Raw genomic sequence first — 24,430 nt, 5'->3', positions numbered from 1 at the left:
GGGAGAGCGCATGAGCACGGGCATCCCGGTTTCGAAGATCCTGCTGATCACGGGTTTCTGTCTTTCCTTGATCGGCCTTTGGGGCATGCTGACCCACCGCAACATCCTGCGCATCATCATCGGCTTCGCGGTGATCGACACGGGCCTGCACATCGTGATGGTCGCGACCGGCTACATCACGGGCGGCACTGCGCCGATCATCGATGCGGCGCTCAGCAAATCCGCAGCCGCGCACCGTGCGATCGATCCGATTCCATCGGCGCTCGTCGTCACCGCGATCGTGATCGGGCTATCGGTCACCGCCATCATGCTGTCGTTCGCAATCCGTCTTTACGCCGCCAAAAAGACGCTCTCCATCGACGCCTTCACCGAGTCGAAATGGTAGCCGCGCTGTTTCATCCGTTGCAGATCTTCATTCTCGGGCTCGGCGGCGGCTTTGTGATTCCGCTGCTGTATCGGCTCGGCAAGCCGTGGCTCACGCTCGGTTTCTTCATCGCGCTGTGCGGGATCGTGCTGGTCTCCGGCGTGTCGTTTTACGGCCTGCTCGATGGCGGCGACACGATCGAAGTGCTGACCGCGGGCGCGCTGCCGCCGGTGTCGATCAATCTGCGCTTCGGCTTGTGGGAAGGCCTTTTCACATTCAGCGTCAACGTGGTCGCGCTGCTCGGCGCCTTGCATCTGTGGGACCGTCTGCGCGGCAACTACGCGGCTTTGCTGCTGTACCTGATTCTGGTGATGGGCATCGACGGCATGGTGATGACCCGCGACCTGTTCAACCTGTTCGTGTTTCTCGAGATCGTGTCGATCGCGACATACGGCCTGTTCGGGCTCGAGCGCACACCCGCCGCGCTCGCCGCCGCGTTCAAGTACATCCTCGCGACCGTGATCGCGTCGACCCTGTTCCTGCTCGGCGCGGTGCTGCTCTACTACGTGAGCGGCACGCTGAACATCGACGAATTGCTGTCGCTGCGCGAGCAGATCGGCGGCCCGATCGGCACGGCCGCGATTCTGCTCGTGTTCGCGAGTCTAGTGATCGAACTGAAGCCGTTTCCGGCCAACGGCTGGGGGCTCGACGTCTACGAGACCGCGCCGAGCGGCGTCGCCGCGATGGTATCGGTCGGCGTGTCGGCGGGCGTGTTCTTCGCGCTGCTGAAGTTGCTGCCGCTATTCGACGGCCAACTCACGCTGCTCGCCGTGTCGGGTGGCGTCACGTTTCTGTTCTCGAACCTGCTCGCGATCAAGCAAACGAAACCGCAGCGCGTGCTCGGCTATTCGTCGATCGGGCAAATGGCGCTACTGATGCTGTCGCTCGCGTTGCTGCGCCAGGTCGGCGCGGACGCATCGATCCCGCTCGTCGTCGGCGGCCTGTTCATCAACCATCTGTTCGCGAAGGCGGGGCTGTTCTGGCTGACCGGCGTGCTGCGGCGGCATGGCGACGACGCACGCGCGATCGTGTCGCGCAGCCCATTGCTGATCGGCCTGCTCGGCCTCTTCCTGGTCGCGATCGCGGGACTGCCGCCGTTCCCCGGCTTCTGGGCGAAGTGGGAACTCGTGATGCGCCTGACCGCCGCCGGCAAGCCGTACTGGATCGTGTTGATCCTGACCGGCTCGCTGCTCGAAGCGGGTTATATGTTCCACTGGTTCGTGCGCGCGCTGGCTCCGTCCGACGTCGAGGCCAAAGCCCGGCCGAACCTCGCCGCACTGCTGCCGCTGTTCGGCGTCGCCGTGCTGCTGATCGCGGCGGCCTATATGGCGGCCGTGTTCTCGGGCGTCGCGTCGGCGTGGATCTTCTCGCCGCTCACGGCAGGCGCGCTGTTCTATGCGGCCGATCGTCTGCCGGGGCGCGTGAAAGGCGTGCTCGCGGTGATCGCGATTGGACTGATCGGCAGTCTGCTTTGCGAGGGCGCGGGCCGTATCGCCGGGCTGTTCGCCTGGCTGCTGCTCGCGGGGAGCCTCGTGATCGCCGCGGCGAGTCTCTATCGCGACGATGTGCGCCCCGGCTTCTATCCGATGCTCGTCGTGCTGTCGCTGTCGATTCCGGCGCTGCTGCGCTCATCGACGTCGCTCGAATTCTTCTATAGCTGGGAAATCATCACGCTGTCGTCGTGCTTCCTGATCGCGAAGTGCCGGCGCGCGGGCCCGCATGTGCTGACCTTCCTGCTGTTTTCGTTGCTGGCGGCGTTCTTCCTGCTGGCGGGTTTCGCCAACGTCGCGGCGATCGACGACACCATCGCACTATCGGCGCTGATCCATTCGGGGCCGGAAGCGAACTATGCGTTCGTGCTGCTCGCGGCCGGCTTCCTGATCAAGGCGGGCGCGATCGGCGTGCACGTATGGCTGCCGGGCGCCTACACCGAAGCGGAAGACGACGTGACCGCGATGCTGTCGGCGGTGGTCAGCAAGGTCGCGATGTTCGGCCTGCTGATCGGCACCTATCTGACGATACGCTCGGAGGTCGGCCTCGAACTCGCGCACGTGATGACATGGATCGGCATGCTGACGGCGCTGTTCGGCGCGCTGATGGCATTGCGGCAGAACGACTTCAAACGCATGCTCGCGCTGTCGAGCATGAGCCAGACCGGCTATATCGTCACCGCAATCGGCCTGATGAGCCATCTCGGCTGGGTCACCGCGCTGTACCTGGTCGCCAATCACATGTTCGTGAAGGGCATCCTGTTCCTCGCGCTCGCGGGTGTGATCTCGCGCACCGGCACGCGCAACTTCGCCGCTGTGGGCGGCCTCGCACGCGAGATGCCGCTGACGTTCGCGATGGTCGTGATCGCGCTCGTGTCGATGTCGGGCCTGCCGCCGCTGATGGGCTTCGGCGGCAAGTGGCTATTGCTGAGCGCGATGACCGACAAGGGCTGGTACGGGCTCGCCGTGTGCGGACTGCTCGCGACCTGCACCGGTTTTCTGTACATGCTGCGCCTGTTGAACGGCGTCTTCCTCAAGCCGCGCCCGCCGCAGCGGCCGCAGGTGCGCGAAGCGCCGGTGATGCTGCTGGTGCCGCAGTTCCTGTTCGTGGTCGGTATCGCGATCCTGTCGTTCTTTCCGAAGGTGTTGCTCGAACCGGTATCTGCCGCGATCGATCCACAGTTCGCGGCGACCCTGGTATGGGGCGGCATGTCGCTCGAAAGCATCTACGGGTTCTGGAATCCGACACCGGTCGTGATCGTCGTGCTGATCGTCACCGCGATCGTATTCGGACTCGGTGCGCTGTACTACCGCAGCCGTCGCGGCAACGCGCGCAACGCCCCGGACTTTTACCACTTCTACCGGCCGATGCTGAGCCGCACGGTGCCGCCGGTCGCGCAGATTTTCTGGCGCGGCCTATCGCACTTCGCGCTCGCGGCGGCGGCACGGATACGACGCGTCTATACCGGCGACGGGCAGACCTACGCGCTCTACGTGCTGCTGTATTTTCTCGTGATCTATTTCGCGAGCACGGGATTGAGTTCAGCGGGGACACCATAACGGTGCAGGTGGTCCTGGCGCGGCGGCACAAGCCGCCGCCGCGCGTCAGGTGGCGCGCGGTCTAGTCGTGCACCGCGTCGTCAAACTCGGCGATCAGCGAACGAAACATTCTTCCGCCACCCAGCCGTCCTTCGTCAAGCGCACACCCTCGCGCAGTTGCATGGTGCCGGCGCCTTCGATCACGCGCTCCACCATCGGGAACACTCGCTGGAACTCGGGAGTCCTCGCAAAAGGTACCGGGTCGATCTTATAGGTGTAGAGCACCGAGGTCCTGGTCTCGCCGTCGCGGGTCAGCGGCGGCTCCCAGCCCACCACCTTGTCCAGGCTCAGCGTGGCCACGCACAAGTCGGCGTCGTGCGTGACGCGCTTGGTAGCCGTTGCGACCACGACGGGCTTGTGCAGGAAGAACTTCTTCCCTTCATCGGTCAGTTCGTACTTGCGCCCCGGCGCCGACACCTTGGCGCCATCATTGTCCGTGCGCTCGACGGTCATGTCGGTGCCTTTGACCACTCCGAGCTTTTCCAGCACAGGCAATTGGACGGCGTCGCGCGAGTTCGAAGTCTTATCCTGGTCGGCCACGTAAATCGGCCAGTCGTATTTCGCGAGGCACAGGTTGCCGCGCTCACCCAGGTAGCTGCTAATGGTCTTGGTGAAATTCTCCATGCTGGGTTCGCTGAGGTTCTGTTTGCTTTGGCAAGCGCCTAGCAGCATCAACGAGAACAGGGAAACCGCAATACCCGCGCTACGCGCTGTAGTTGAAATTCGCTTCATCGTCAAAAAAACAATCGGTCCAAGGTTGAGGAATCAGTTTACGCACGTGCCGCTGGTCGGCTGCGTTGCGGGCGGCTTGTAGCCGTCGCTCAGGGTGTTCAGGAAGCAGATCAGGTCCTGCATATCGTGCTCGGTCATGATGGGCGTGCTGCCCTGCGCCCGCGGCTGGGTGCCGCTACCCAGGGTATTGCTGCCGCCGTCGCCGGTGCCCATCGGAAGTTCCTCGTCGACATTGCCCTGGAAGGCCGCCGGCAGGTCGTTGAACTTTTGCACCGTGGCACCCGACGCGTACTGCGGGAACAGCGCATAGCCCGGGTTTGTGATGAGCGTGCCGGTGCCCCCGGTGGCCGGGTACCAGTATTCCGGGTTGGTGTCTCGCGTATTGTAGAAATGCACGACCTGGACCAGCGAATGCAGGACCCCGTTATGGAAGAACGCGCCGCGGGTCGCCACGTTGCGCAGTGTGGGTACCTTGAACATGCCGCAGTAGGGATCGGGCGTCGCAATACCTGCCGTGCCCGGCTGATGGTCGGTCCGTAGCGGCCCGCACAGGCCCATGTCGTAGTAGGTCGGATCCTGGTTTGCCGGGATCGGCGACGGATTGTTCGGGATCGAAGTATCGTTGCGCGGCAGACCAATCGCCTGATAGGTAAAGTCCGTCATCAGGCCCTGGTTGCCGTCGAAGTTGGCTCCGGCATAGTGGCAGGCCGAGCAGTTGCCGATGGTGCCGCTGTTGAAGATCAACAGGCCGCGGGTTTCGGCCGCCGTCAAAGTTCCACCGATCTTGTTATGCACGTAGAGATCGTACTTGCTCGTGTACGGGTGGAAGCTGGTGTCTTCATGTTCATAGGCCTCGATCGCTTTGCCGACATCGGCGAAGGCGGCGTCGGGGTTGCTGAACACATCCGCGCCGAAGGCCTGCTTGAACAGGTCCACGTAAGAGGCGTTCTGCACCGCCTGTACCACGGCCGTTTTCGAGGAGTTCATCTCGACCGGATTGAGGAGCGGCATTGCGACCTGGTCGGCCAGCGTTGCGGCGCGGCCATCCCACATGAAGCCGCCTCCGGGTGGCATTGGAGGTGACGTTATCCGGATTCGCCGCTACGTCGTTATAAGGCGGTGTCGCGTCCTTGTAGCGCAACGAGGGCACGGCGCGTGCGCCGGCTTGCGTCGGATCGGAGCCCAGTTGCACGGACAGGCTGTTCGGCGGCCCATAGGCATAGGCAGGGTCATGGCAAGTCGCGCACGCCATGTTCTTGTTGCCGGACAGGTCCGAGTCGAAGAACAGTTTCTGACCGGCCTGAGCGGCAAGGCTCAATGTGCTCGCATCAGAAGTACTCGTGCTCCCCGTAGTCGCGCCTGACGCTGTGTTCGGTGCTGAAGCGTCGCCGCTGCCGTTTCCACAGCCGGCCACGCTCAGCATGATGGCCACGCACGCGACCGCGCGAAAAACTGTCTTACGCATCGTATTGTTCTCTTGATCTTATAACGGACAGGGGAGCGGTCGATACCGCTCCCCTGCGCCGCGTTATCTACCGCCTGATGGGGTAGCTTTAAGCATCACCACGCGCTTACTTCAGCGACCAGATGTTTTTCTGCGTTGCGTCCGGTCCCGTCTGCGTCGTCAGCGCGGTCGTGCTGATCAGGTTGCCGTTGTTGTCCTTGACGCCCGTGATGTCCGCCGGATTCAGCTTCTGCACGTGGCCGGCCGGGATCACATAGGCGTGGTTGATCGGACGAACGGAGTCGAAGTGCGTATCGGCGCTGCCCGTGAACTCGGGAAGGTTCGCGATGTTCTGCAGAATGAACGCTTCCGTGTACTTCGCGCGGTTCACGTACGAAGCATCGACAGCCGGATCGGCGATCTGGAACATGTCCTGCAGCGTGCGCACCAGCGAGAAGTGGCTGTAGGCGTCGCTGTCGACGATGCCCTTGGCCGCCGTACCGACGTCTTGCTGGTTGGTGATAACGCCGAAGATCGAGTTGCCGTGGCCGATGTTGCCGCTTGCGTAGCCACTCGGCGCCGTCGACTTGGTCACAGCGCCGTTGCTGATCACCAGCGGTGCTGCACCGGAGGTCTTTCCACCTGCGTTCCAGCCACAGCAGGACGTGGACGAACCTTCACCTTCGTCGAACATCACGACGATCGCAACGCGCTTCTGCGGGTTCTTCCAGAGCGCCGAGTTCTGGATCGCGGTGACGACATTGTTCAGATAGATGTCGGCCCGCGTGATGCTGGCGTTCTGACCGTTGTTGCTGTTCGCGCCGCCGTTACAGGTCTCCGTGTCCGTACCGACACCGTGCATGTCGTCGCACTGGTCGGGCACGATGAAGTTGATGTTGCCGACGTCACCCTTGGCCAGGTCGAGGCTGAACTGGTCGTAGATCCACTTCGACGTGTCGTAGGTGCCACCGTTGGCGCTCGAGTACGGAGACGTGCTCTTCCAGTCGGCTTCGTTGTACTGCGTGCCGAAGATCGTGCGGTTGTCCGCGAAGAACTCCGGCAGGCTGCGTGCATCCTGGAAAGCGATCGACGGACCGTGCTTGACCTTGTAGAGACCGCCCGGCATCGGGTAGGCCTGGCTGTCCTGGATAACCGTGCCGTCGATGGCGGTGCCGCTGTACGCCTTCGAGACGCTTTGCGCAACGCTGTCGGCGCGCGCGTCCTGACCAGGGTTCATCGATTCGCTGTAGGTACGCGCGGTCAAACCGGCCTTGGACAGCAGCGTGAACAGGTTGTCGCCGGGCACGTTGTGAACCGTACCGGAGGTCGGGTTGACGCTGCAGGCAGCGCCGCTGGTCGTGCTGAAACCAGCGAGGTGGGCGCTGTCCTGCGGCGGGAGCACGCCGGTAACCGGAAGCAGCTGACCGTCGGAAGCAGTGCCGCCGTTAAAGGCAACGTCCTTGATGGCGTAGGCGCCAGTGGCACCGCAGCCCCACCAGTTGTCGTCGGTAATGCCGTAGTCGTCGGCGCCGCCCATCGCCGTGTAGTTCGGCTCCGACGGGTTACCGGTCGAGTAGTAGGTCGTCAGCTGGTTGTACGTGCTGAGCAGCTTGTTGATCGCCGGGGCCCGCGAGTTGTTCAGAATCGCGTCCGTCGACTTGTTCTCTTCGACGATGATGAAGACATTGTCGTACGCCGGGATGCCCTCGATGTTGAAAGCGGCCTGCTGTGCCTGCGCGAACGTGATCCGCTGTTGGCTCTCGAGCGGCTTGACGAGGTTCGCCGCGGTGGCGCTCGTCCCGACCAGACGGGGATCACCGCCCTTGACCGCGAGGTTGTCCGGGTACATATCGCCACGATCGAGCTTCGTGGTGGCGTACGTGTAGCGGTTGGTCAGTGCGTTGTCTTCGAACAGCACGGCATACTGCTCGGCGCCGGACAGCGTGTTGACGTCGGCGAGGGCGTCGGCGCCGGAAACCGTCACCGACGCGTTGTTGAACGACGGGCCCGACAGACGGGTCGACAGATTAGCCTTCTCGGTCGCGTACTTGGTGCCGTTGGCTTCGACGAGGCGCTGCACTTCGCTCGACATCGGGCTGATCACGACTTTGCCGGCGCCCTGGTCAGCGATCTGGTCGACCGAAGCGCGCAGGATCAGGTGGCTCGCCACCTTCGCGCCCGATGCCGTGTTGGTGGCCGAGGTCGTGATGTCAGCGACGAGCGGACCCGAGGCGGTCGTGGTCAACGAGAAATGGCCGTTCGCGTCGGTTTTCGCCGAGGCTTCGCCGTTGTCGAGCACACCGTTGCCATTGGCATCGACGAACACGGTCGCACCGGCATAGTAGCCGGCCTTCAGGTTCGGGTTACCGGTCGCGCTGCCCGGTACGAAAGCAGCTGCCGCGACCACGCCCGAGTAGGTCGTGCTGGCGTTGTTGTTGCTGGAGGCGAGGCTGTCCGAATTTCCGCCGCAAGCTGCGAGCACGCAGGCAGCGGCAACGGACGTTAGACAAAGCGCTGGACGCATTTTGTGATGCGATGACATTTGGAGGACCCTGTGTGAGTTGTTTCGGCAACCGCTTCTTTTATCGGGGGCAAGACTTAGTAAAACGAGCGAATAATATGAAGGGATTGTGTAAAAAGTATGTCTGCCTACGATAAGGATTACCGTGACAACCTGACTCGGTTCAGTTCACATCTTTTTGAAAAGGCGCAATGCACGGGGAAGCAGAAAAAATACTCCCGATTCGCCTCAAGTGGGGCGAACCAATGCATAAAGGTTTGAAAAGACGATGCCTTTTCAGGCAACGACGCCCTCGCAGGAAGAGGGACGACAGGCGCGACAAGAGTAACGAAAAGAAATATTTCGTTTTCTTACTATCGATGAATTAAGTTATCGACGAGTAGAAATAAACCAAATATCAGGACCAATAACGACGCTGGCTATTTAAGTGATGACTCACTCGCTCGTCGAATCGACTGTCATTTGCGAACCGCTATCTCGCGCGGGACGCTGCACGACACGAACGAGCCCGCTGCCGCCGCCGCCGCAGAAGAACAGATCCGCGCCGTTCGATTCGAGTCCGGAGATACCCGCGCCGGCAGGCATCTCGACACTCTCGAGCACCTCGCCCGTGCGCGGATCGATATGCCGCAGATCGCTCTCGTCTCCTTCCCACGTGCCATGCCATAGCTCGCCGTCGACCCACGTAATGCCGGTCACGAAGCGATTCGATTCGATCGTGCGCAACACCGCGCCAGTGTCCGGATCGACCTGATAGATTTTCCGTTCGGGATACTGACCGACCCACAGCGAACCCTCGGCCCAAGTGAGCCCGGAGTGGCCGCCGTCGCCGGGCGCCGCGATCGTCGACAGCACACGGCCGCTCTGCGGATCGATCTTCTGGATGCGGCCATTCGCGATCTGGAACAGGTGCTCGCCGTCGAAAGCCGTGCCCGCGTCGGCGGGAACCGCGATCGAGCGCAGCGTCTCGCCGCTCGCCGGATCGAACGCGTCGAGTCGTTCGCCGGTCGCGATCCACACCTGCCGGCCGTCGTAAGTGACTCCGTGCACTTTATCGACGCCCGTAAAAGGCCCATATTCGCGGACGATTCTGGCGGCAGAGTGGTTCATGATGACCATCCTAATCACGAAGGGAACGGGGAAGGGAGTAACAAAGCCGTCGCGAATCCGGCGAGCGGCGGCGTCATCCAGCGGCGCGCGCGCCCCTCGCCCACCGGCTGCACCTTGCCGGCCGCGGCGAGCGTGTCGAGCGATCGCTGCACGGTGCGCTGACTCGCGCCGAGCACGAGGGCAAGCGCGGAACTCGACCACGATTCGCCATCCGCTAGAAACGCGAGCAGCGCCGCATGCTCGCCTTCGACTGGCGGCGCCAGCACGACGACCTCGCGCGCTTGCCGCGGGGCCAGCGCGAAGCCGCGCGTCGTCGCGCTGACGCTCGCGAGCGTGCCGAGCGCCGCGCGCAGCCGGCCGATCTCGACGCGCAGCCGCGCGCGATGCGATTCGTCGGCGCGTTTGGCGCGGAACGCGCGTGCGACGAGCGCGTCGCGCGGCACGTCGTCGGGCCATGCCTCGCCGAGCATGCGAGCAAGCGCGAACAACACCGGTCGGCTCGCCAGCGCAATCGCCGCGTTGGCGTCGCGGATCGCGTAGCGGCAAGCATCGACGATGAGCGGACCGCCCGCCTGGTTCGAGGTCAGCAGCTTCTCGATTTCATCGAGCAGGATCGGTTCTTCTTCGCCACGCGCGATCATGCGCGCCGCCGGCTCGCTCAGTGCGGCCGAAGCGCTTTCGACTTCCGCGATCAACGCCGGAATGCCGGCCTCGCGTGCCGCGCGTGCGGCCCGCGCCAGCGCGGCACGGGCGGCGCCGCTGCGCAAACGCCGCAGCGCGACCCCCGCGACCACCAGCTCATGCGCGGCACGCAACGCGGGCGGAAACGGCCGGGGATCCAGCGCGGCAAGCTTGCGCTCCGCTTCGTCGAGACGGCCGATCAGCAGCAGACGCCGCGCCGCCAGATACCGCGCATGCGCGGCATTGACGCGATCACCGTGCGCGTCGAGCGTGGCGGTCGCGGCATCGAGTGTTCTGGCGGGCCATGCGAGATCGCGCGACGCGAACGCGATCTCCGCTTCGGCGACCACGCAGCGCGCACGCGCGACCGCATGCTGCGCGCCGAACGCGCGCGCGGCGCCGCGCACCAGCGCCCTTGCGCGCACGAAATCGCCGAGCTGAGCCATCGCAATGCCGCGCAGCGCGAGCGCCGGCGCGTCGTCGCGCAACGCGACGCGGTCGAGCGCGCCGAGCGGATCGCCGGCCGCGAGCGCGCGCGCCGCCGCCGCAATCAGCGCGTCCACGGCGTGCGAGTCCGCGCGTAGCACGTCAATGCATCAAGCGAATCCCGCCACACTTGTCACTCCCATCCGATCGATGCCCGGTTCTAATCTAGCACGACCATCAACCGTCACCGACGCCTTCGGGCAAGAGCTCGCGCGGCGCGGCACGACCCACGGAGGAACCCACGATGACCACGCATCCGGTCGGAACACGCGAACAGTGGCTCGACGCGCGACGCGCGCTGCTCGACGCGGAAAAAGCCCACACGCGACACAGCGACGAGCTCGCGCGGCAACGTCAGGTGCTGCCGTGGGTGAAGGTCGATAAGGCCTACCGCTTCGATACCGACGAAGGCAGCGCGTCGCTCGCCGAGCTGTTCAGCGGACGTTCGCAGCTGCTCGTCTACCATTTCATGTTCGGGCCCGACTATAAGGCGGGCTGCCCGTCATGCTCGTCGATCGCGGACGGCTTCGGCGGCTTCGCCGTGCATCTCGCGCATCACGACGTGTTGCTGATGGCGGTGTCGCGCGCGCCGCTCGAGAAGTTGCAGGCGTATAAGCGGCGCATGGGCTGGACGTTTCCATGGGCGTCGTCGGCAAGCGGCGATTTCAATTTCGACTTCAATGTCTCGTTCACCGAAGCACAGCAGCGCGCCGGCGATATCGAATACAACTACGCACGCAACAGTCACGCGATGGACGTGAGTCCCGCGCCCGAACCCGTCGCGCAATTCGCGGCGACCTGCGGCACCGACGCGGCCACCTATTCGCGCGACCGGCCCGGCATGAGCGCGTTCGTGCTCGAAGACGGCGTCGTCTATCACACGTATTCGACCTACGCGCGCGGCGTCGATGCGCTGTGGGGCATGTACCAGTGGCTCGATCGCGCGCCGAAGGGACGCAACGAGACAGGCATCTGGTGGCGCCGTCACGACGAGTACGAGCGGTGATGGGCCCGCTCGTGCGCGCTGCCTGCATGAGCGGGCAGCACTTCTCCACGTGGCGCGCGATGCGCTTATCGCAGCGCGTGTTCGTCGGCGTCTGCGCGTTGGTGTTCATCGCGAGCGTCGCGGCGACACTGGCGCACAACGCGTCGATGTCGGCGATGGGCGCGCTGCCGATGCCAGGCGGCTGGTCGATGTCGACGCTGTGGATGCCGACCTGCGGGCGCACGTGGGCCCGCACCGCGGCATCGTTCATCGGGATGTGGATCGTGATGATGGCGGCGATGATGTTGCCGTCGTTGATGCCGACGCTGCTGCGCTATCGCGACGCGGTCGGCCCGCGGGCCAGCGCGGGGCGACTGGCGCTGCTGACGGTGCTGGTGAGCGGCGCGTACGCCGTCGTATGGACTGCGCTCGGCGTGGCGGTGTTTGCGCTCGGTGCGTCGCTCGCGGCGTTCGAGTTGCGGTGGCTAGCGCTCGCTCGTTCGGCGCCGTTAGCGGCCGGCGTGGTCGTCCTGCTCGCCGGCGCATTGCAGTTCAGCACGTGGAAAACGCGCCGCCTCGCCTGCTGTCGCGCGACACCGAGCCTCGCCGCCAACGCGGCAAGCGCGTGGCGCTACGGGCTGCGCATCGGGGTGGATTGTGCCGGTTGCTGCGCGGGGTTGACGGCGATTCTGCTGGTCGCCGGCATGACTGATTTGCGCTTGATGACTGCCGTGACGGCCGCCATCACCGCCGAGCGAGTGGCGCCGGACGGCGCGCGCGTCGCACGGGCGATCGGCGCCATAGCCATAGGCGTCGCTGGCTGGCTGCTTGTCCAAGCCGTGTCAGCCGGCTGATACACGCGCCCGATCCACCTTGGATCGCTTCGCAAATCGATGCTCGACAGCCTTGCCGCCCCAATATTGTTCTAGTTATGGAAACAGTGAGTTCAGGAATTAGGTATTTACCCTAGTTCCGGTTCCCCCTAGACTGTCATCACTGCTGCAAACAAACGGTTTCGCAGCCTAACAAGACAAAACCTGGAGGTAGTAAAAATGAAATCGCTCGTTCAAGCTGTCGTTATCGCCGCTACCCTCGCTGCTCCGGTTGCTGTTTTCGCTCAATCGAACCAGCCGCTGACCCGCGCGCAAGTTCGTGAAGAGCTGGTTCAGATCGAAAAGGCCGGCTACAACCCTGCGCGTTCGAACCCGAACGAATATCCGTCGAACATTCAGGCTGCCGAAGCCCGCGTCGCGGCGCAGAACAGCGCGGTCGGCGGCGTGACCAGCGGTTCGTCGCAACAGGGCCGCGCAGCGCAGTAAGCCGCGTTCCCGGTTGGAAAGTTGCCGTTGATGTAGCTGTACCTGCCGGAGCGCTTTGCCATAGCGCTCTTGCAGCTTCCCCTGCTGGCCCGCCATCGCGACTGAATGCAATGGCGGGCCAGTTCCGTTTTGGCAAGCCCCGCTAGTATCGCGTCAGACCGCGCCCGGGTTGATATACGCGGTCTTCACCGACGTATAGAACTCGCGGGCGTAGGCGCCCTGCTCGCGCGGACCATAGCTCGATCCCTTCCTGCCGCCGAACGGCACGTGATAATCGACCCCCGCCGTCGCGGTGTTGACCATCACCATGCCCGCCTGCACATGGCGGCGGAAATGACTCGCGTACTTCAGCGACGTCGTGCAGATGCCGGCCGACAGACCGAACTCGGTGTCGTTAGCGACCGCGAGCGCTTCCTGGTAGTCCTTGACCTTGATCACCGACGCGACCGGCCCGAACACCTCTTCGCGGTTGATGCGCATCGCCGAGGTCGTCTCCGTGACCAGCGCCGGCGCGAGGAAGTTGCCCGGCGTCACGCCTTGGACGCGCTCGCCGCCGAACACCGTGCCACCCTCTTCGCGCGCGATCGCCAGATAGCGCTCATCCTGCTCCAGTTGCTTGTCGTCGACGACAGGGCCGATCTGCGTGCCGTCCGCGAGCGCATCGCCGACCTTCAGTGCGCGCATGCGCGCCTTCATGCCGTCGATGAAGCGGTCGTAGATCCCCGCGGTGACGATCAGCCGGCTCGATGCCGTGCAACGCTGGCCCGTCGAGTAGAACGCGCCGTTGATGCAGGCTTCGACCGCGACGTCGAGATCGGCGTCGTCGAGCACGACCATCGGATTCTTGCCGCCCATTTCGAGCTGGAATTTCTTGCCCGACTCGAAGCACTTCGCGCCGATCGCGCGGCCCGTCGAGACCGAACCGGTAAAGCTGATCGCATCCACGTGCGGCGACGACACCAGCGCCTCGCCGACCACCGAGCCGCGGCCCATCACGAGGTTGATCACGCCCGCCGGCGCGCCAGCCTCGGCGATGATCTTGACCAGCTCCCACGTGCTGCCCGGCACCAGATCGGCCGGCTTGATGACGACCGTATTGCCGTACGCGAGCGCCGGCGCGATCTTCCACGCCGGAATCGCGATCGGAAAGTTCCATGGCGTAATCAGGCCGACCACGCCAACCGGTTCGCGCGTCATTTCGACCGTCATGCCCGGCCGCACCGACGGCACGATTTCGCCGCCGACGCGCAGCGCTTCGCCCGCGAAAAACTTGAAGATCTGGCCGGCTCGGCCCACTTCTCCGATCGCCTCGGGCAGCGTCTTGCCTTCTTCACGCGCGAGCAGCTTGCCGAGCTCCGCCTTGCGCGCGAGGATCGCGCTGCCTGCCTGGTCGAGCACGTCGAAGCGCTGCTGCGGCGTGGACAGCGACCACGTCGCGAAAGCCTTGCGCGCGGCGCTGATCGCGCGGTGCGTCTGCTCGGCGTCGGCTTGCGCGAATTCGCCGATCACGTCGTCGAGATTCGACGGATTGACGTTACGCGATACGCTCGCGCCGTCGACCCACTGTCCGTCGATGTAGTTTGCAAATTGACTCATGTCCTGATTCTCCTTTCGAAAATTGCAGCGACGATCCAGTTATTCAGCAACCAGCAGGCCACGAGCCGCGAGGTTGCGATAAAGCGCGCGCACGCCGAACGTCCACGGTTCGATTTCGGTGGACAGGCGCACCGTGTTGGTCAGCGCGCCGAGCTGCGGCGTCGAAATCGTCACGCGGTCGCCGAGGTGATGCGTGAAACCGGCGCCGGGCGCGTCGCGGTCCTTGATCGGCGAGAACATCGTGCCGAGGAACAGCATAAAGCCGTCCGGGTACTGATGGTGACGGCCGCAGGTCTGCGCGACGAGGTCGGCCGGGTCGCGGCTGATCTCGCTCATATGGCTCACGCCGTCGAGCACGAACTCGTCGTCGGTGCCTTCGACGCGCAGCGACACGCTCGCGCTGCGCACCGAGTCGAGCGAGAAGGTGTCGTCGAACAGCCGCACGAACGGGCCGATCGCGCACGAGCCGTTGTTGTCCTTGCACTTGCCGAGCAACAGCGCCGAGCGCCCTTCGATGTCGCGCAGGTTCACGTCGTTGCCCAGCGTCGCGCCGACGATGTTGCCGCGGCTATTCACCGCGAGCACGATCTCCGGCTCCGGGTTGTTCCACACCGACGCGGCGAGCAGACCGACGTCCGCGCCGAAGCCGACCGCCGACATCGGCTGCGATTTCGAAAATACTTCGGCGTCCGGACCGATGCCGACTTCCATGTATTGCGACCACGCATCGCGACGCTCGAGCTCGGCCTTCAGCTTCATCGCGGCCTCCGAGCCCGGCTTGATCTTCGACAGATCGGTGCCGATCGTCGATGCGATCGTCTCGCGCACTTCCTTCGCCTTCGCCGGATCGCCGCCGGCCTGCTCCTCGATCACGCGCTCGATCAGGCTCACCGCGAACGTGACGCCACAGGCCTTGATCGCCTGCACATCGCACGGCGCGAGCAGGCGCACGGCGGGGGTGCTCGCGCCCGGCAGGTTCGCGTCGATCAGTTGCGCGACCGGCCCGAGCGGCGCGCCCGGCGCGCTGCGCGCAAATTGCGCGGCATCGTCGCGTTCGAATAGATCGGCGGTGGTCGGCACGCTCGCGGTGATGTCGAACACTTCGCCGCCGCGCACGACGACCACGCACGGTCCTTCGTGCTGCTCGGTCTTGCGCCACACGCGGCCGATCAGCAGCGCGTCGTTCAGATCGCCGGGAAGAAAGCTGGAGGAGGAAGTTGCGGACATGGGATGGGCTCTTTCGAATAAGTGGAGGAACGGGCAAGGCCGGGCGTCGCGTTGCGTGCGAAGCCCGGCATTGTCACCTGCAGGTCAATGCGAATGCCGTGGATTGCCGCGCTCGGCAATCACCTTCAGATAAAGCGTCGCCGGTTCCAGACAGCCGCCGGTCGAAAGCTGGCCGACCGTCTTGCGGTACAGCTCCTGCCAACGGCGTTTGAGCGGCCGGAATCTCGAACTTCACGGTTTCGCGGCGTCGCGCGAGTTCGGCTTCGTCGACCAGTACGTTGACACTGCGCGAATTCAGATCGACACGGATGCGGTCATTCGTGCGCAACAGCGCGAGGCCGCCGCCCACCGCCGCTTCCGGCGACATGTTCAGAATCGACGGGCTCGCGGACGTGCCGCTTTGCCGGCCGTCGCCCAGTGTGGGCAGCGACGTGATGCCCTGGCGCACGAGCGCCGCCGGCGGCGCCATGTTGACGACCTCGGCGCTGCCCGGATAGCCGACCGTGCCGGTGCCGCGAATCACGAGAATGCAATGCTCGTCGATTTCGAGGGCCGGGTCGTTGATGCGCGCGTGATAGTCCTCGGGGCCGTCGAACACGATCGCGCGTGCTTCGAAGGCGTTCTCCGCACCCGGCTCGCTCAGATAGGTCTTGCGGAACGCATCGCCGACCACCGACATCTTCATGATCGCGCTGTCGAAGAAGTTGCCCGACAGCACCATGAAGCCCGCGCCGTGCTTCAGCGGATCGTCGGTCGTCTTGATCACCTCGCGATCCGGCGTCGGCGCGGCGGCCGCGATTTCGCCCATCGTGCGGCCCGACACCGTCAGACATTCCTCGTGCACGAGGCCGGCTTTCGCGAGTTCGTGCATCACGGCCGGCACGCCGCCCGCGCGATGGAAGCTCTCGCCGAGATACTCGCCCGCGGGCATGCAGTTGACGATCAGCGGCACCTGCTCGCCGACGCGCTGCCAGTCGTCGAGACTCAGCTCGACGCCCATGTGCCGCGCGATCGCGATCAGATGCGGCGGGCAGTTGGTGGACGCGCCGAGCGCCGATGCGACCACGATCGCGTTTTCGAACGCTTCTTTAGTCATGATCTTCGACGGCCGCACGTCCTCGCGCACCAGATCGACGATGCGCTTGCCGGTCGCGTAGGCCATCTGGCCGCGCTCGCGATATGCGGCCGGAATGCTCGCGCAGCCGGGCAGCGACATGCCGAGCGCTTCCGCGAGGCTATTCATCGACAGCGCGGTGCCCATCGTGTTGCAGTGACCGATCGACGGCGACGATGCGGTGGTCAGCTCCATGAAGCCTTCGTAGTCGATCTCGCCGGCCGCGAGCAGATTGCGCGCATGCCAGATCACGGTGCCCGAGCCGACGCGCTTGCCGTCGTGCCAGCCGTCGAGCATCGGGCCCCCGGACAGCACGATCGCCGGCATGTCGACAGTGGCCGCGGCCATCAGGCACGCGGGCGTGGTCTTGTCGCAGCCGGTGGTCAGCACCACGCCGTCGAGCGGGAAGCCGTGCAGGATTTCGACGAGACCCAGATACGCGAGATTGCGGTCCAGCGCGGCGGTCGGCCGGCGGCTCTGCTCGGCGAGCGGATGCACCGGAAACTCCATCGGAATGCCACCCGCGTCGCGAATGCCGGCTTTCGTGCGCGCCGCCAGTTCGATGTGATGCCGGTTGCAGGGCGCGAGATCGCTGCCCGTCTGCGCGATGCCGATGATCGGCCGGCCCGACTGCAGCTCTTCGCGCGTCAGACCGTAGTTCATGAATCGCTCGACGTACAGTGCCGTCATATCCGCGTGCGAGGGATCGTCGAACCATTCCTGGCTACGCAGCCGGCGCGGGGTGGATGCTGACATGATGCGTGTCTCTCTGTCTGGGTGAGGGTTGCTGATACGCGCTTATGCGTGCTCTGCGTGTTTCCGTGCGCGCGCCGTCTCGCGGCCAGGCGCGCTGTTTTCATTCGACGTGGCCCGCGTCAGCATCGTGCGCGGCACGAGCAGGATCAGCACGCAGCTGACCAGCAGACACGCACCGAGTGCGTAGGTGCCGTTGTTGATGTCGCCGGTCAGGTTTTTTGCCACGGCGGTGATCATCGAACCGGTAAATCCGGACAGATTGCCGATCGCGTTGATCATCGCGATGCCGGCCGCCGCCGCGGCGCCCGACAGCAACTGCCCCGGGAACGTCCAGTAAATTGGCATCAACGCGAGGATGCCAGCGGTGGCGATCGTCAGAAACGTGATCGCCCACACCACATGATGCGCCAAAGCTGCGCTCATGATCAGACCGACTCCGCCGATCAGCGCCGGAATCGCCGCATGCAGGCGCCGCTCGCCGGTCTTCTTCGAATGCGCGGCGTTCGCGAGCGTCGCGACGATCGCCACGCCGTACGGGATCGCGGTCAACAGGCCGATATGCAGCGGGTCCTGCACGCCGGTCGCCTTGATGATCGACGGCAGCCAGAACGCGAGACCGTAGAAGCCGGTATTGAAGGTGAGCAAGATCGCGACCAGCAGCCAGACGCGCGGATCGCGCACCGCGGAGCCGAAGCGCGCGGTCTTGTGCGCGCTTTCGCGCTGCAGATTCGCCGCGAGCAGGCTCTTTTCCTGGGGCGTGAGCCAGCGGGCGCGGTCGATGCCGTCGTCGAGCGAAAAGTACACGACGAACGCGGTCAGCAGCGACGGCACGCCCTCGATCAGCAGCATCCATTGCCAGCCCTGATAGCCGAGCAGGCCCGCCGTATGTTCCATCAGCCAGCCCGACACGACCCCGCCGAGCATCAGACTGACCGGCATCGCGATCAGAAAGCCGGACATCACGCGGCTTTGGCGCTGCGCGGGAAACCAGAAGTTCAGATACAGAATCACGCCGGGGAAGAAGCCGGCCTCGCAGAGCCCGAGCAGGAAGCGCAGGATGTAGAACATCGTCGCGGTTTCGACGTGCGCGATCTGCGCGAGCGGCGCGACGAACGCGAGCGCCATCGACACGAGCCCCCACGTGAACATGATGCGCGCGATCCAGAAACGCGCGCCGTAGCGATGCAGAAACACGTTGCTGGGCACTTCGAAGATGAAATAGCCCCAGAAAAACACGCTCGCGCCGATCGCGTACATCGTGTCGGACAGGCCGAGATCGTCGAGCATCTGCAGCTTCGCGAAGCCGACGTTCACGCGATCCAGATACGCAACCACGTAGCACAGCAACAGTATTGGCAGCAGCCGGCGCACGACCTTGCGATAGGTCCTTTCCTCGAACTCGTCGACGCGCGCGGTGGGCGCGGCGATGGCGGACGGTACAGCGGTCATTCGTTTCTCCATCAGCGTGTTTTGTTGGCAAATGCCGTTGCCGGCAAAGTTACCGGTAACATTTCTGGCTGTGGATGTTACGCCGGGCTTACCGTCCGGACAACCAAGGGATATCCCTGATCTGTCTGATTAAGGGTAGTTCGACGCATTCGCGGCTTGCGAATTCAGCGATGCGCCCATTACGCGCTATCGCGCGAAATCACCGTGAAATCGATCTTCACCGCTTTGCTGCGATGCACGCCGCCGGCTTCGCGGTCAGCGAGCGCCGCGAGCAGCGTCTCGCCGGCGCGCAGGCCGATGCCGTACGCATCGACCGATACCGTCGTGATGCTCGGCTGACAGCACCACGACACCTCGAAGTTGCCGAAACCGGCAACCGCGATGTCGCCCGGCACCGACAGCCCGCGCCGATGGCACTCCATGATCGCGCCGAACGCCGACATGTCGCTCACGCACATCACGGCCTCGGTATCGGGCCACGTGTCCAGCAACGCGCTGATCGCCGGCGCGCCGTGGCTCATCGTGATCGGCGAATCGCCAAGCCGGATCACGCGCGGCTCGCCGAGGCCCAGCGCCTTGACTTCGGCGACGTAGCCGCGCATCCGGTCGTGCCCGCGCCGGTCGCGCTCGCTGGCGCCCGCGATAAAGCCGATCCGCCGATAACCGCGCTCGTGCAGATGCCGAACCATCGCGCGCGCCGCCGCCGAGTTCGAAAAGCCGACGACCGTATCGATCGGATCGCTGGGCAAATCCCACATTTCGACGACCGGGATACCGGCGCGCTGCAACAGCATGCGCGTCGCGTCGGTGTGCCGGCCGCCCGTCAAAGCGACGCAGCGCGGCTGGTGGCGCAGCATCGAGCGCACCAGCAGTTCTTCCTGTTCCAGCAGGTAGTCCGTATCGCCGAGCAGCAGTTGCAGACCATGCGGATTCAGTGCGGCATTCAGGCCGCGCACGGTGTCGGAGAAGTTCGAGCTGGACAGCGACGGCACCAGCACCGCGACGAACTCCGAGCGTCCCGACGACAGCGCGCCCGCCGCCGCATCGGCGACGTAACCGAGTTCGTCGATGACCTTTTGCACGCGTTCGCGGGTCGCTTGCGACACGTTGCGGCCCGCGAGCACGCGCGACACGGTCATCTTCGAGACGCCCGCACGTTCGGCAACATCGGACATGCGGGGCGGGACTGGCGGCCTGGACGTCATGATAGGAATCGGGGCGAATGCGCGGAAGTCATGGAAGGCACATGATAGCGGGCCGCTCCTTGCGGAGCGACCAGGCAACGTCAGGGTTGCGTATTGCGGCTTGTCCTGTCGCTGTGTTTTTTCGTTTTAACGCTCGAAGCCCACCGTGCAGCGAGCATGAACCTGTCCCGCCACTGGTGCTCGGAACGAGAACAGCCCGCCCGCCTGCGGCTGATGCTGGCGCTCGACGGCAGTCAGCCCCTTCCATGCGGTCGTCACATAGACGGTTTGCAGATCGTCGCCGCCGAACGCGAGCTTCGTCACGTTCGCGCACGGCAACGGCACCTGATCGACCAGTTCGCCCGCCGGTGAGTAACGCTCGATCCGCCAGCCGCCGAACAGCGCGATCCACACGAAGCCGTCGGCATCGACGGCCATGCCGTCGGGATGGCCGTCGCCCGAGATCGCGGCGAAGATGCGCTTGCCCGACAGCGTGCCGTCCGCGGCGACGTCGAACGCATAGACCACGCGCCGCATCGTGTCGTTGTGATACAGCGTGCGGCCGTCCGGGCTCATCGCCGGGCCGTTCGTGATCACGTAGTCATCGTCCTGCGCGATCGCCGAGCCTCGCTCGTTCACGCGATAGAGCGTGCCGCTCGGCGCCTCTTCGGCATCGTCCATAGAGCCGAACCACAAGCGCCCTTGGGCATCGACGAAACCGTCGTTCAGGCGGTTGCCCGGCAGATGCGGTTCGACGTCGACGAGCTTGCTGAACTCCCCGCTCGCCGGATCGAAGCGATGCAGGCCGCCTGGCAGCCCGCACACGAACGTGCCGTTAGCGAGCGGCGCCAGAAAACCGGGCTGGTCCGGCGCCTGCCACGTCCGCTGCTCGCCGCTCGCGACGGACAGCCGATGAATCCGGCGCCCCTTGATATCGACGAAATACACGGCGTTCTCGGCAGCCTGCCACAGCGGCCCTTCAGCCAGTTCGGCGCCGACCGCCCATACGCACACAGGTACCTGCATGCTCATTCTCCGTACCACCCTGCGTCGACGAAGTAATCACGGCCGGAGCAGCGCGACGCGTCGTCGGACGCGAGGAACAACGCCATGCGCGCGACGTGCTCGGGCTCGATGCGCAGTTGCAGACACTGACTCGCGACGACCTTCGCTTCGCTCTCCGCCGATTGCCACAGCTGCATTTGCCGCGGCGTCTTCACCGCACCCGGAATGATGCAGTTCACGCGGATGCCCGCGCCGCCCAGATCGCGCGCGAGACCACGCGTGAGCCCTTCGATGCCCGCCTTGGCCGTCATATAGATCGCGAGGTTCGGCAGCGCGACATGCCAGGACACCGAGCCCAGATTCAGGATCACGCCGCGCCCCGCGCGACGCATGCCGTTCGCGGCGGCCTGCGCGCAGAAGAACTGGTGGCGCAGATTCACCGCGATACGGTCGTCCCAGTAGCTCGCGGTGAGATCGCCGATTTCGTGCCGGTCGTCGTTGCCGGCGTTGTTGACGAGCACGTCGATCGGACCTGCCGCTTCGACGATGGCCGCAAACGTGCTTTCGATTGCATCGACATTTTTCAGGTCGCAGCGGCGGAACAGCGGTTGATGCTTCGCGTGGTGAAGCTTTTCCTGCAGCGCGAGCGAATCGTGCTCGGCGACGTCGAGGAAGAACACGCGCGCGCCTTGCTGCGCGAAGGCCTCGACGATCGCGGCGCCGATCCCGCTGCCGCCGCCGGTTACGACAATGGTTTTGTCCGCCAGGCTTGGATAGGTTGCGTACGACATCAGATTTTCCACTTGTAACGAGTAGGACCACACACAGGGCGGCACTCGCCGCCCCGACCCGCCGCTTAGGCCACGATCTCGACTTCGCTCAGCATGCGCCAGTTGCGTTCGAGCGTTCTGGTCGCGGAGCCCGCGACCGCGACCGTGGCGCTCAGATGAATGTCGCGGCTCGAACTGCCGACGAGCAGATCGAAATCACCGGGCTCGACGATACGCTCGCCGCGCGCGTCGGTGAAGTTGAGCATATCGACCGGCAGCTTCACGCGCACACGCGCCGAGGCACCGACCGCGAGCGGCACGCGCGCAAACGCTTTCAACTCGCGCACCGGCCGCGCGACCGACGCGTGACGGTCACGCACGTAGATCTGCACGATCTCGGTGCCGTCGCGCGCACCGATGTTGTCGAGCGTGAAGCTCAACTCGATCGTCCCGTCTGCGATCGGCACTTCGCTGTGCGCGAGCGCGAGATCGCCGTAACGGAACTGCGTATAGCCGAGACCGAAGCCGAACGGATAGCGGCAACCGAAATGGTATGCAATCGGCGTTCCAGCGCTCTTCAGACGATGGTTATACACGTACGGCACGGCGCCCGCGCTCTTCGGCACCGACAACGGCAGACGGCCGCTGAAGTTGGCGCGGCCCACCAGCAGATCGGCCAGCGCTTCGGCGCCGCGCTCGCCCGGCGCGAACGCCATGATCTGCGCGGCGATGCGATCTTCGAGGCCGCCGAGATTGTACGGGCGGCCGCCCGTCATCACGACGACCGTCGGCGTGCCGCTGTCGACCACCGCCTGCAGCAACGCCTGCTGCACGCCCGGCAGGTCAAGGCTGTCGGTATCGGACCCTTCGCCGACCGTGCCGGACTGGAACAGGCCGGCCAGATCGCCGACGAACACCAGCGCGACGCCCGCTTGCCGCGCGGCCTCGACCGCCGCCGCGATGCCGTCGGTGTCCTTGCTGATCAGTTCGTCGCAATGCGCGTCGCCGGTCAAATCGAGCGACACGTCGCCCGGGAACACCGGCGCGCCCGCGCGGCGTTCCTTGATGATGTCGCAGCCCTGCGCGTGAATCACGCGCTCGTTGCCGAGCAACGCGCGCAGCGAACGCAGCGGCGTCGAGATCGAAGCAGTGGACTGCTCGCCGCTGTTGATCAGATGCACCGGGAAGCTATAGCCGGCGAGGAGCGCGAGCGGATCGTCGGCGGTCGGGCCGATCACCGCGATCTTGTCGGCGCCGTTCGCGTCGAGCGGCAGCACGTCGCCCTGATTGCGCAGCAGAACCGCCGATTCGAGCGCGACCTGATACGCGGTATCGCCCGCGGCCGCGCTCTTCACGTCGACGCGTTCGGGATCGACATACGGATTCTCGAACAGGCCGAGCTGGAATTTCACGCGCAGCACGCGCGTGACGGCGGTGTCGATCGTCGCTTCGGTGATCTCGTTGCGCTCGAGCGCCTCCTTCAGATGCACCGCGCACTCGTGGCCCGGCAGCTCGACATCGAGGCCGGAGTTGAACGCGAGAGCCGCGGCCGAAGCGCTGTCGCGCGCCACCGCGTGATGGCTGTAAAGCAGGTCGACGCCCGCGTAATCCGCGACGACGAGACCGTCGAAACCCCACTTCTCGCGCAGCGTGTCGTGCAGCAGCGTGCGATCGCCATGGCAGGGCACGCCATCGACGTCGTGATACGCGGGCATCACCGAGCCCGCGTTCGCGAGCTTTACGGCCATTTCGAACGGCAGCATGAACACGTCGTTGAGCTCGCGCGGACCGACATGCACCGGCGCATGATTGCGGCCGCCTTCGCTCGCCGAATGACCGACGAAATGCTTGAGCGTCGCGAGCAAATCGCGCTGTTCGCCTTGCAGGCCTTTCACGTAATGGCACGCGAGCACGCCGACCAGATACGGGTCTTCGCCGAGCGTCTCCTCGGTGCGGCCCCAGCGCGGATCGCGCGACACGTCGAGCACTGGCGCGAGCCCCTGGTGACAGCCGATCGAACGCGCCTGCTCGCCGATGATCGTGCCGACTTCGCCGACCAGTCGCGGATTCCACGTCGCTGCATAGTTCAACGGCGACGGGAAGAGCGTCGCGTCCTTGATCATGAGGCCGACGAGGCACTCCTCGTGCGCCATCACCGGAATGCCGAGGCGCGTGTCTTCCACCATCTTGCGCTGCAGTTCGTTGAGCGCGCGCACGCCTTCCTTCGGTTCGACCGTATGCGTGCCGAGCGGACGCGTGATCTGGCCGAGGCCATATTGCAAGATTTCGTCGACCGTGATCTGGTTGGCACTCTGCGCGAAATCGATGCTACGCGCCTTGTGATTGCCATCGGCCGACAGCACCAGCCACGCGGCATGAAGCTGCGCAATCTTTTCGTCGAGTGTCATGCGCGCGAGCAGATCGCCCACGCGCTCTTCCACGGCTGCGGCGGGATTGCGGTAGAGCGGCATCTCACTTTGGCGAAGCAACATCGAAAACTCCTTTTATTTATCCTGGTGTACGAAGCGCATGAAGCGC

The 24,430-nt window shown here is 64.8% G+C and carries 16 protein-coding genes and 2 pseudogenes; 5 read left to right on the top strand and 13 right to left on the bottom strand.

Annotated features, from left to right (window positions below; all coding sequences use genetic code 11):
- The first annotated feature begins 10 nt into the window (after positions 1-10).
- Both QFZ91_RS00800 and QFZ91_RS00795 read left to right on the top strand, forming a co-directional pair.
- Positions 11-385 carry a sodium:proton antiporter gene (locus QFZ91_RS00800; RefSeq protein WP_013093972.1) on the top strand — a complete coding sequence of 125 codons (375 nt, stop codon included), beginning with the start codon at positions 11-13 and terminating at the stop codon, positions 383-385.
- The gene (locus QFZ91_RS00795; RefSeq protein ID WP_429565882.1) at positions 379-3,474 is read left to right on the top strand and encodes a complex I subunit 5 family protein; all 3,096 of its coding nucleotides are present in this window, start codon (positions 379-381) and stop codon (positions 3,472-3,474) included. Before QFZ91_RS00800 ends, QFZ91_RS00795 begins: the two co-directional genes overlap by 7 nt.
- A gap of 93 nt (positions 3,475-3,567) precedes the next feature.
- Here QFZ91_RS00795 and QFZ91_RS00790 read toward each other — a convergent pair whose 3' ends face one another.
- From QFZ91_RS00790 to QFZ91_RS00770, 5 genes and pseudogenes are all read right to left on the bottom strand, one after another.
- Positions 3,568-4,245 carry a hypothetical protein gene (locus QFZ91_RS00790; RefSeq protein WP_429566623.1) on the bottom strand — a complete coding sequence of 226 codons (678 nt, stop codon included), beginning with the start codon at positions 4,243-4,245 and terminating at the stop codon, positions 3,568-3,570.
- Positions 4,246-4,278: 33 nt separating this feature from the next.
- Positions 4,279-5,710 (bottom strand): annotated as a pseudogene (locus QFZ91_RS00785) (cytochrome-c peroxidase).
- A gap of 106 nt (positions 5,711-5,816) precedes the next feature.
- Positions 5,817-8,213: an alkaline phosphatase family protein gene (locus tag QFZ91_RS00780; RefSeq protein WP_429565881.1), complete on the bottom strand. Its 2,397-nt coding sequence runs from the start codon at positions 8,211-8,213 to the stop codon at positions 5,817-5,819.
- A gap of 432 nt (positions 8,214-8,645) precedes the next feature.
- On the bottom strand, positions 8,646-9,320 hold the full coding sequence (locus QFZ91_RS00775; RefSeq protein WP_176121558.1) for a PQQ-binding-like beta-propeller repeat protein: 675 nt from the start codon (positions 9,318-9,320) through the stop codon (positions 8,646-8,648).
- 14 nt (positions 9,321-9,334) lie between these two features.
- Complete coding sequence (locus QFZ91_RS00770; RefSeq protein WP_176121557.1) at positions 9,335-10,564, bottom strand: helix-turn-helix domain-containing protein; 1,230 nt, start codon at positions 10,562-10,564, stop codon at positions 9,335-9,337.
- Between the two features lie 167 nt (positions 10,565-10,731).
- Here QFZ91_RS00770 and QFZ91_RS00765 point away from each other — a divergent pair, with 167 nt between their 5' ends.
- The 3 genes from QFZ91_RS00765 to QFZ91_RS00755 all read left to right on the top strand — a co-directional run bounded on the left by QFZ91_RS00765 (position 10,732) and on the right by QFZ91_RS00755 (position 12,791).
- Positions 10,732-11,493 (top strand): DUF899 domain-containing protein, encoded by a 762-nt coding sequence (locus QFZ91_RS00765; protein ID WP_429565880.1) that lies wholly within the window; start codon positions 10,732-10,734, stop codon positions 11,491-11,493.
- Entirely contained in the window at positions 11,493-12,326 is an 834-nt protein-coding gene (locus QFZ91_RS00760; protein WP_429565879.1) for a DUF2182 domain-containing protein, read from the top strand. Before QFZ91_RS00765 ends, QFZ91_RS00760 begins: the two co-directional genes overlap by 1 nt.
- Positions 12,327-12,524: 198 nt before the next feature.
- A complete protein-coding gene (locus tag QFZ91_RS00755; RefSeq protein WP_176111596.1) occupies positions 12,525-12,791 on the top strand; it encodes a DUF4148 domain-containing protein in 267 nt (88 codons plus the stop codon).
- A gap of 153 nt (positions 12,792-12,944) precedes the next feature.
- Here the strand turns inward: QFZ91_RS00755 and QFZ91_RS00750 are convergent, their stop codons facing one another.
- From QFZ91_RS00750 to QFZ91_RS00715, 8 genes and pseudogenes are all read right to left on the bottom strand, one after another.
- A complete protein-coding gene (locus QFZ91_RS00750) occupies positions 12,945-14,387 on the bottom strand; it encodes an aldehyde dehydrogenase family protein (RefSeq protein ID WP_018433696.1) in 1,443 nt (480 codons plus the stop codon).
- 39 nt (positions 14,388-14,426) lie between these two features.
- Complete coding sequence (locus tag QFZ91_RS00745; protein ID WP_176378559.1) at positions 14,427-15,614, bottom strand: fumarylacetoacetate hydrolase family protein; 1,188 nt, start codon at positions 15,612-15,614, stop codon at positions 14,427-14,429.
- 84 nt (positions 15,615-15,698) lie between these two features.
- Positions 15,699-17,484: pseudogene (locus tag QFZ91_RS00740) on the bottom strand (IlvD/Edd family dehydratase).
- Between the two features lie 42 nt (positions 17,485-17,526).
- Positions 17,527-18,933 carry an MFS transporter gene (locus QFZ91_RS00735; RefSeq protein WP_176378557.1) on the bottom strand — a complete coding sequence of 469 codons (1,407 nt, stop codon included), beginning with the start codon at positions 18,931-18,933 and terminating at the stop codon, positions 17,527-17,529.
- Between the two features lie 179 nt (positions 18,934-19,112).
- Complete coding sequence (locus QFZ91_RS00730; protein ID WP_429565878.1) at positions 19,113-20,108, bottom strand: LacI family DNA-binding transcriptional regulator; 996 nt, start codon at positions 20,106-20,108, stop codon at positions 19,113-19,115.
- A gap of 156 nt (positions 20,109-20,264) precedes the next feature.
- Positions 20,265-21,149 (bottom strand): SMP-30/gluconolactonase/LRE family protein, encoded by an 885-nt coding sequence (locus QFZ91_RS00725; protein WP_429565877.1) that lies wholly within the window; start codon positions 21,147-21,149, stop codon positions 20,265-20,267.
- Positions 21,146-21,913 carry an SDR family NAD(P)-dependent oxidoreductase gene (locus QFZ91_RS00720; RefSeq protein WP_429565876.1) on the bottom strand — a complete coding sequence of 256 codons (768 nt, stop codon included), beginning with the start codon at positions 21,911-21,913 and terminating at the stop codon, positions 21,146-21,148. The genes QFZ91_RS00725 and QFZ91_RS00720 overlap by 4 nt, the downstream gene beginning before the upstream one ends.
- Before the next feature lie 65 nt (positions 21,914-21,978).
- On the bottom strand, positions 21,979-24,384 hold the full coding sequence (locus QFZ91_RS00715) for a glycoside hydrolase family 3 N-terminal domain-containing protein (protein WP_429565875.1): 2,406 nt from the start codon (positions 24,382-24,384) through the stop codon (positions 21,979-21,981).
- Between the last annotated feature and the right edge of the window lie 46 nt (positions 24,385-24,430).

This window comes from Paraburkholderia sp. JPY419, assembly GCF_050435705.1.
Lineage (GTDB): Bacteria > Pseudomonadota > Gammaproteobacteria > Burkholderiales > Burkholderiaceae > Paraburkholderia > Paraburkholderia youngii.
This window is presented reverse-complemented; position numbering and strand designations above follow the sequence as displayed.

What these genes read in the sequence shown, in the direction of transcription:
- QFZ91_RS00750 (WP_018433696.1), bottom strand. Translation starts at nt 14,387, where the DNA reads ATGAGTCAATTTGCAAACTACATCGACGGACAGTGGGTCGACGGCGCG.
- QFZ91_RS00800 (WP_013093972.1), top strand. Translation starts at nt 11, where the DNA reads ATGAGCACGGGCATCCCGGTTTCGAAGATCCTGCTGATCACGGGTTTC.
- QFZ91_RS00735 (WP_176378557.1), bottom strand. Translation starts at nt 18,933, where the DNA reads ATGACCGCTGTACCGTCCGCCATCGCCGCGCCCACCGCGCGCGTCGAC.
- QFZ91_RS00765 (WP_429565880.1), top strand. Translation starts at nt 10,732, where the DNA reads ATGACCACGCATCCGGTCGGAACACGCGAACAGTGGCTCGACGCGCGA.
- QFZ91_RS00715 (WP_429565875.1), bottom strand. Translation starts at nt 24,384, where the DNA reads ATGTTGCTTCGCCAAAGTGAGATGCCGCTCTACCGCAATCCCGCCGCA.
- QFZ91_RS00790 (WP_429566623.1), bottom strand. Translation starts at nt 4,245, where the DNA reads ATGAAGCGAATTTCAACTACAGCGCGTAGCGCGGGTATTGCGGTTTCC.
- QFZ91_RS00795 (WP_429565882.1), top strand. Translation starts at nt 379, where the DNA reads ATGGTAGCCGCGCTGTTTCATCCGTTGCAGATCTTCATTCTCGGGCTC.
- QFZ91_RS00745 (WP_176378559.1), bottom strand. Translation starts at nt 15,614, where the DNA reads ATGTCCGCAACTTCCTCCTCCAGCTTTCTTCCCGGCGATCTGAACGAC.
- QFZ91_RS00775 (WP_176121558.1), bottom strand. Translation starts at nt 9,320, where the DNA reads ATGAACCACTCTGCCGCCAGAATCGTCCGCGAATATGGGCCTTTTACG.
- QFZ91_RS00720 (WP_429565876.1), bottom strand. Translation starts at nt 21,913, where the DNA reads ATGTCGTACGCAACCTATCCAAGCCTGGCGGACAAAACCATTGTCGTA.
- QFZ91_RS00760 (WP_429565879.1), top strand. Translation starts at nt 11,493, where the DNA reads ATGGGCCCGCTCGTGCGCGCTGCCTGCATGAGCGGGCAGCACTTCTCC.
- QFZ91_RS00780 (WP_429565881.1), bottom strand. Translation starts at nt 8,213, where the DNA reads ATGCGTCCAGCGCTTTGTCTAACGTCCGTTGCCGCTGCCTGCGTGCTC.
- QFZ91_RS00730 (WP_429565878.1), bottom strand. Translation starts at nt 20,108, where the DNA reads ATGTCCGATGTTGCCGAACGTGCGGGCGTCTCGAAGATGACCGTGTCG.
- QFZ91_RS00755 (WP_176111596.1), top strand. Translation starts at nt 12,525, where the DNA reads ATGAAATCGCTCGTTCAAGCTGTCGTTATCGCCGCTACCCTCGCTGCT.
- QFZ91_RS00725 (WP_429565877.1), bottom strand. Translation starts at nt 21,149, where the DNA reads ATGAGCATGCAGGTACCTGTGTGCGTATGGGCGGTCGGCGCCGAACTG.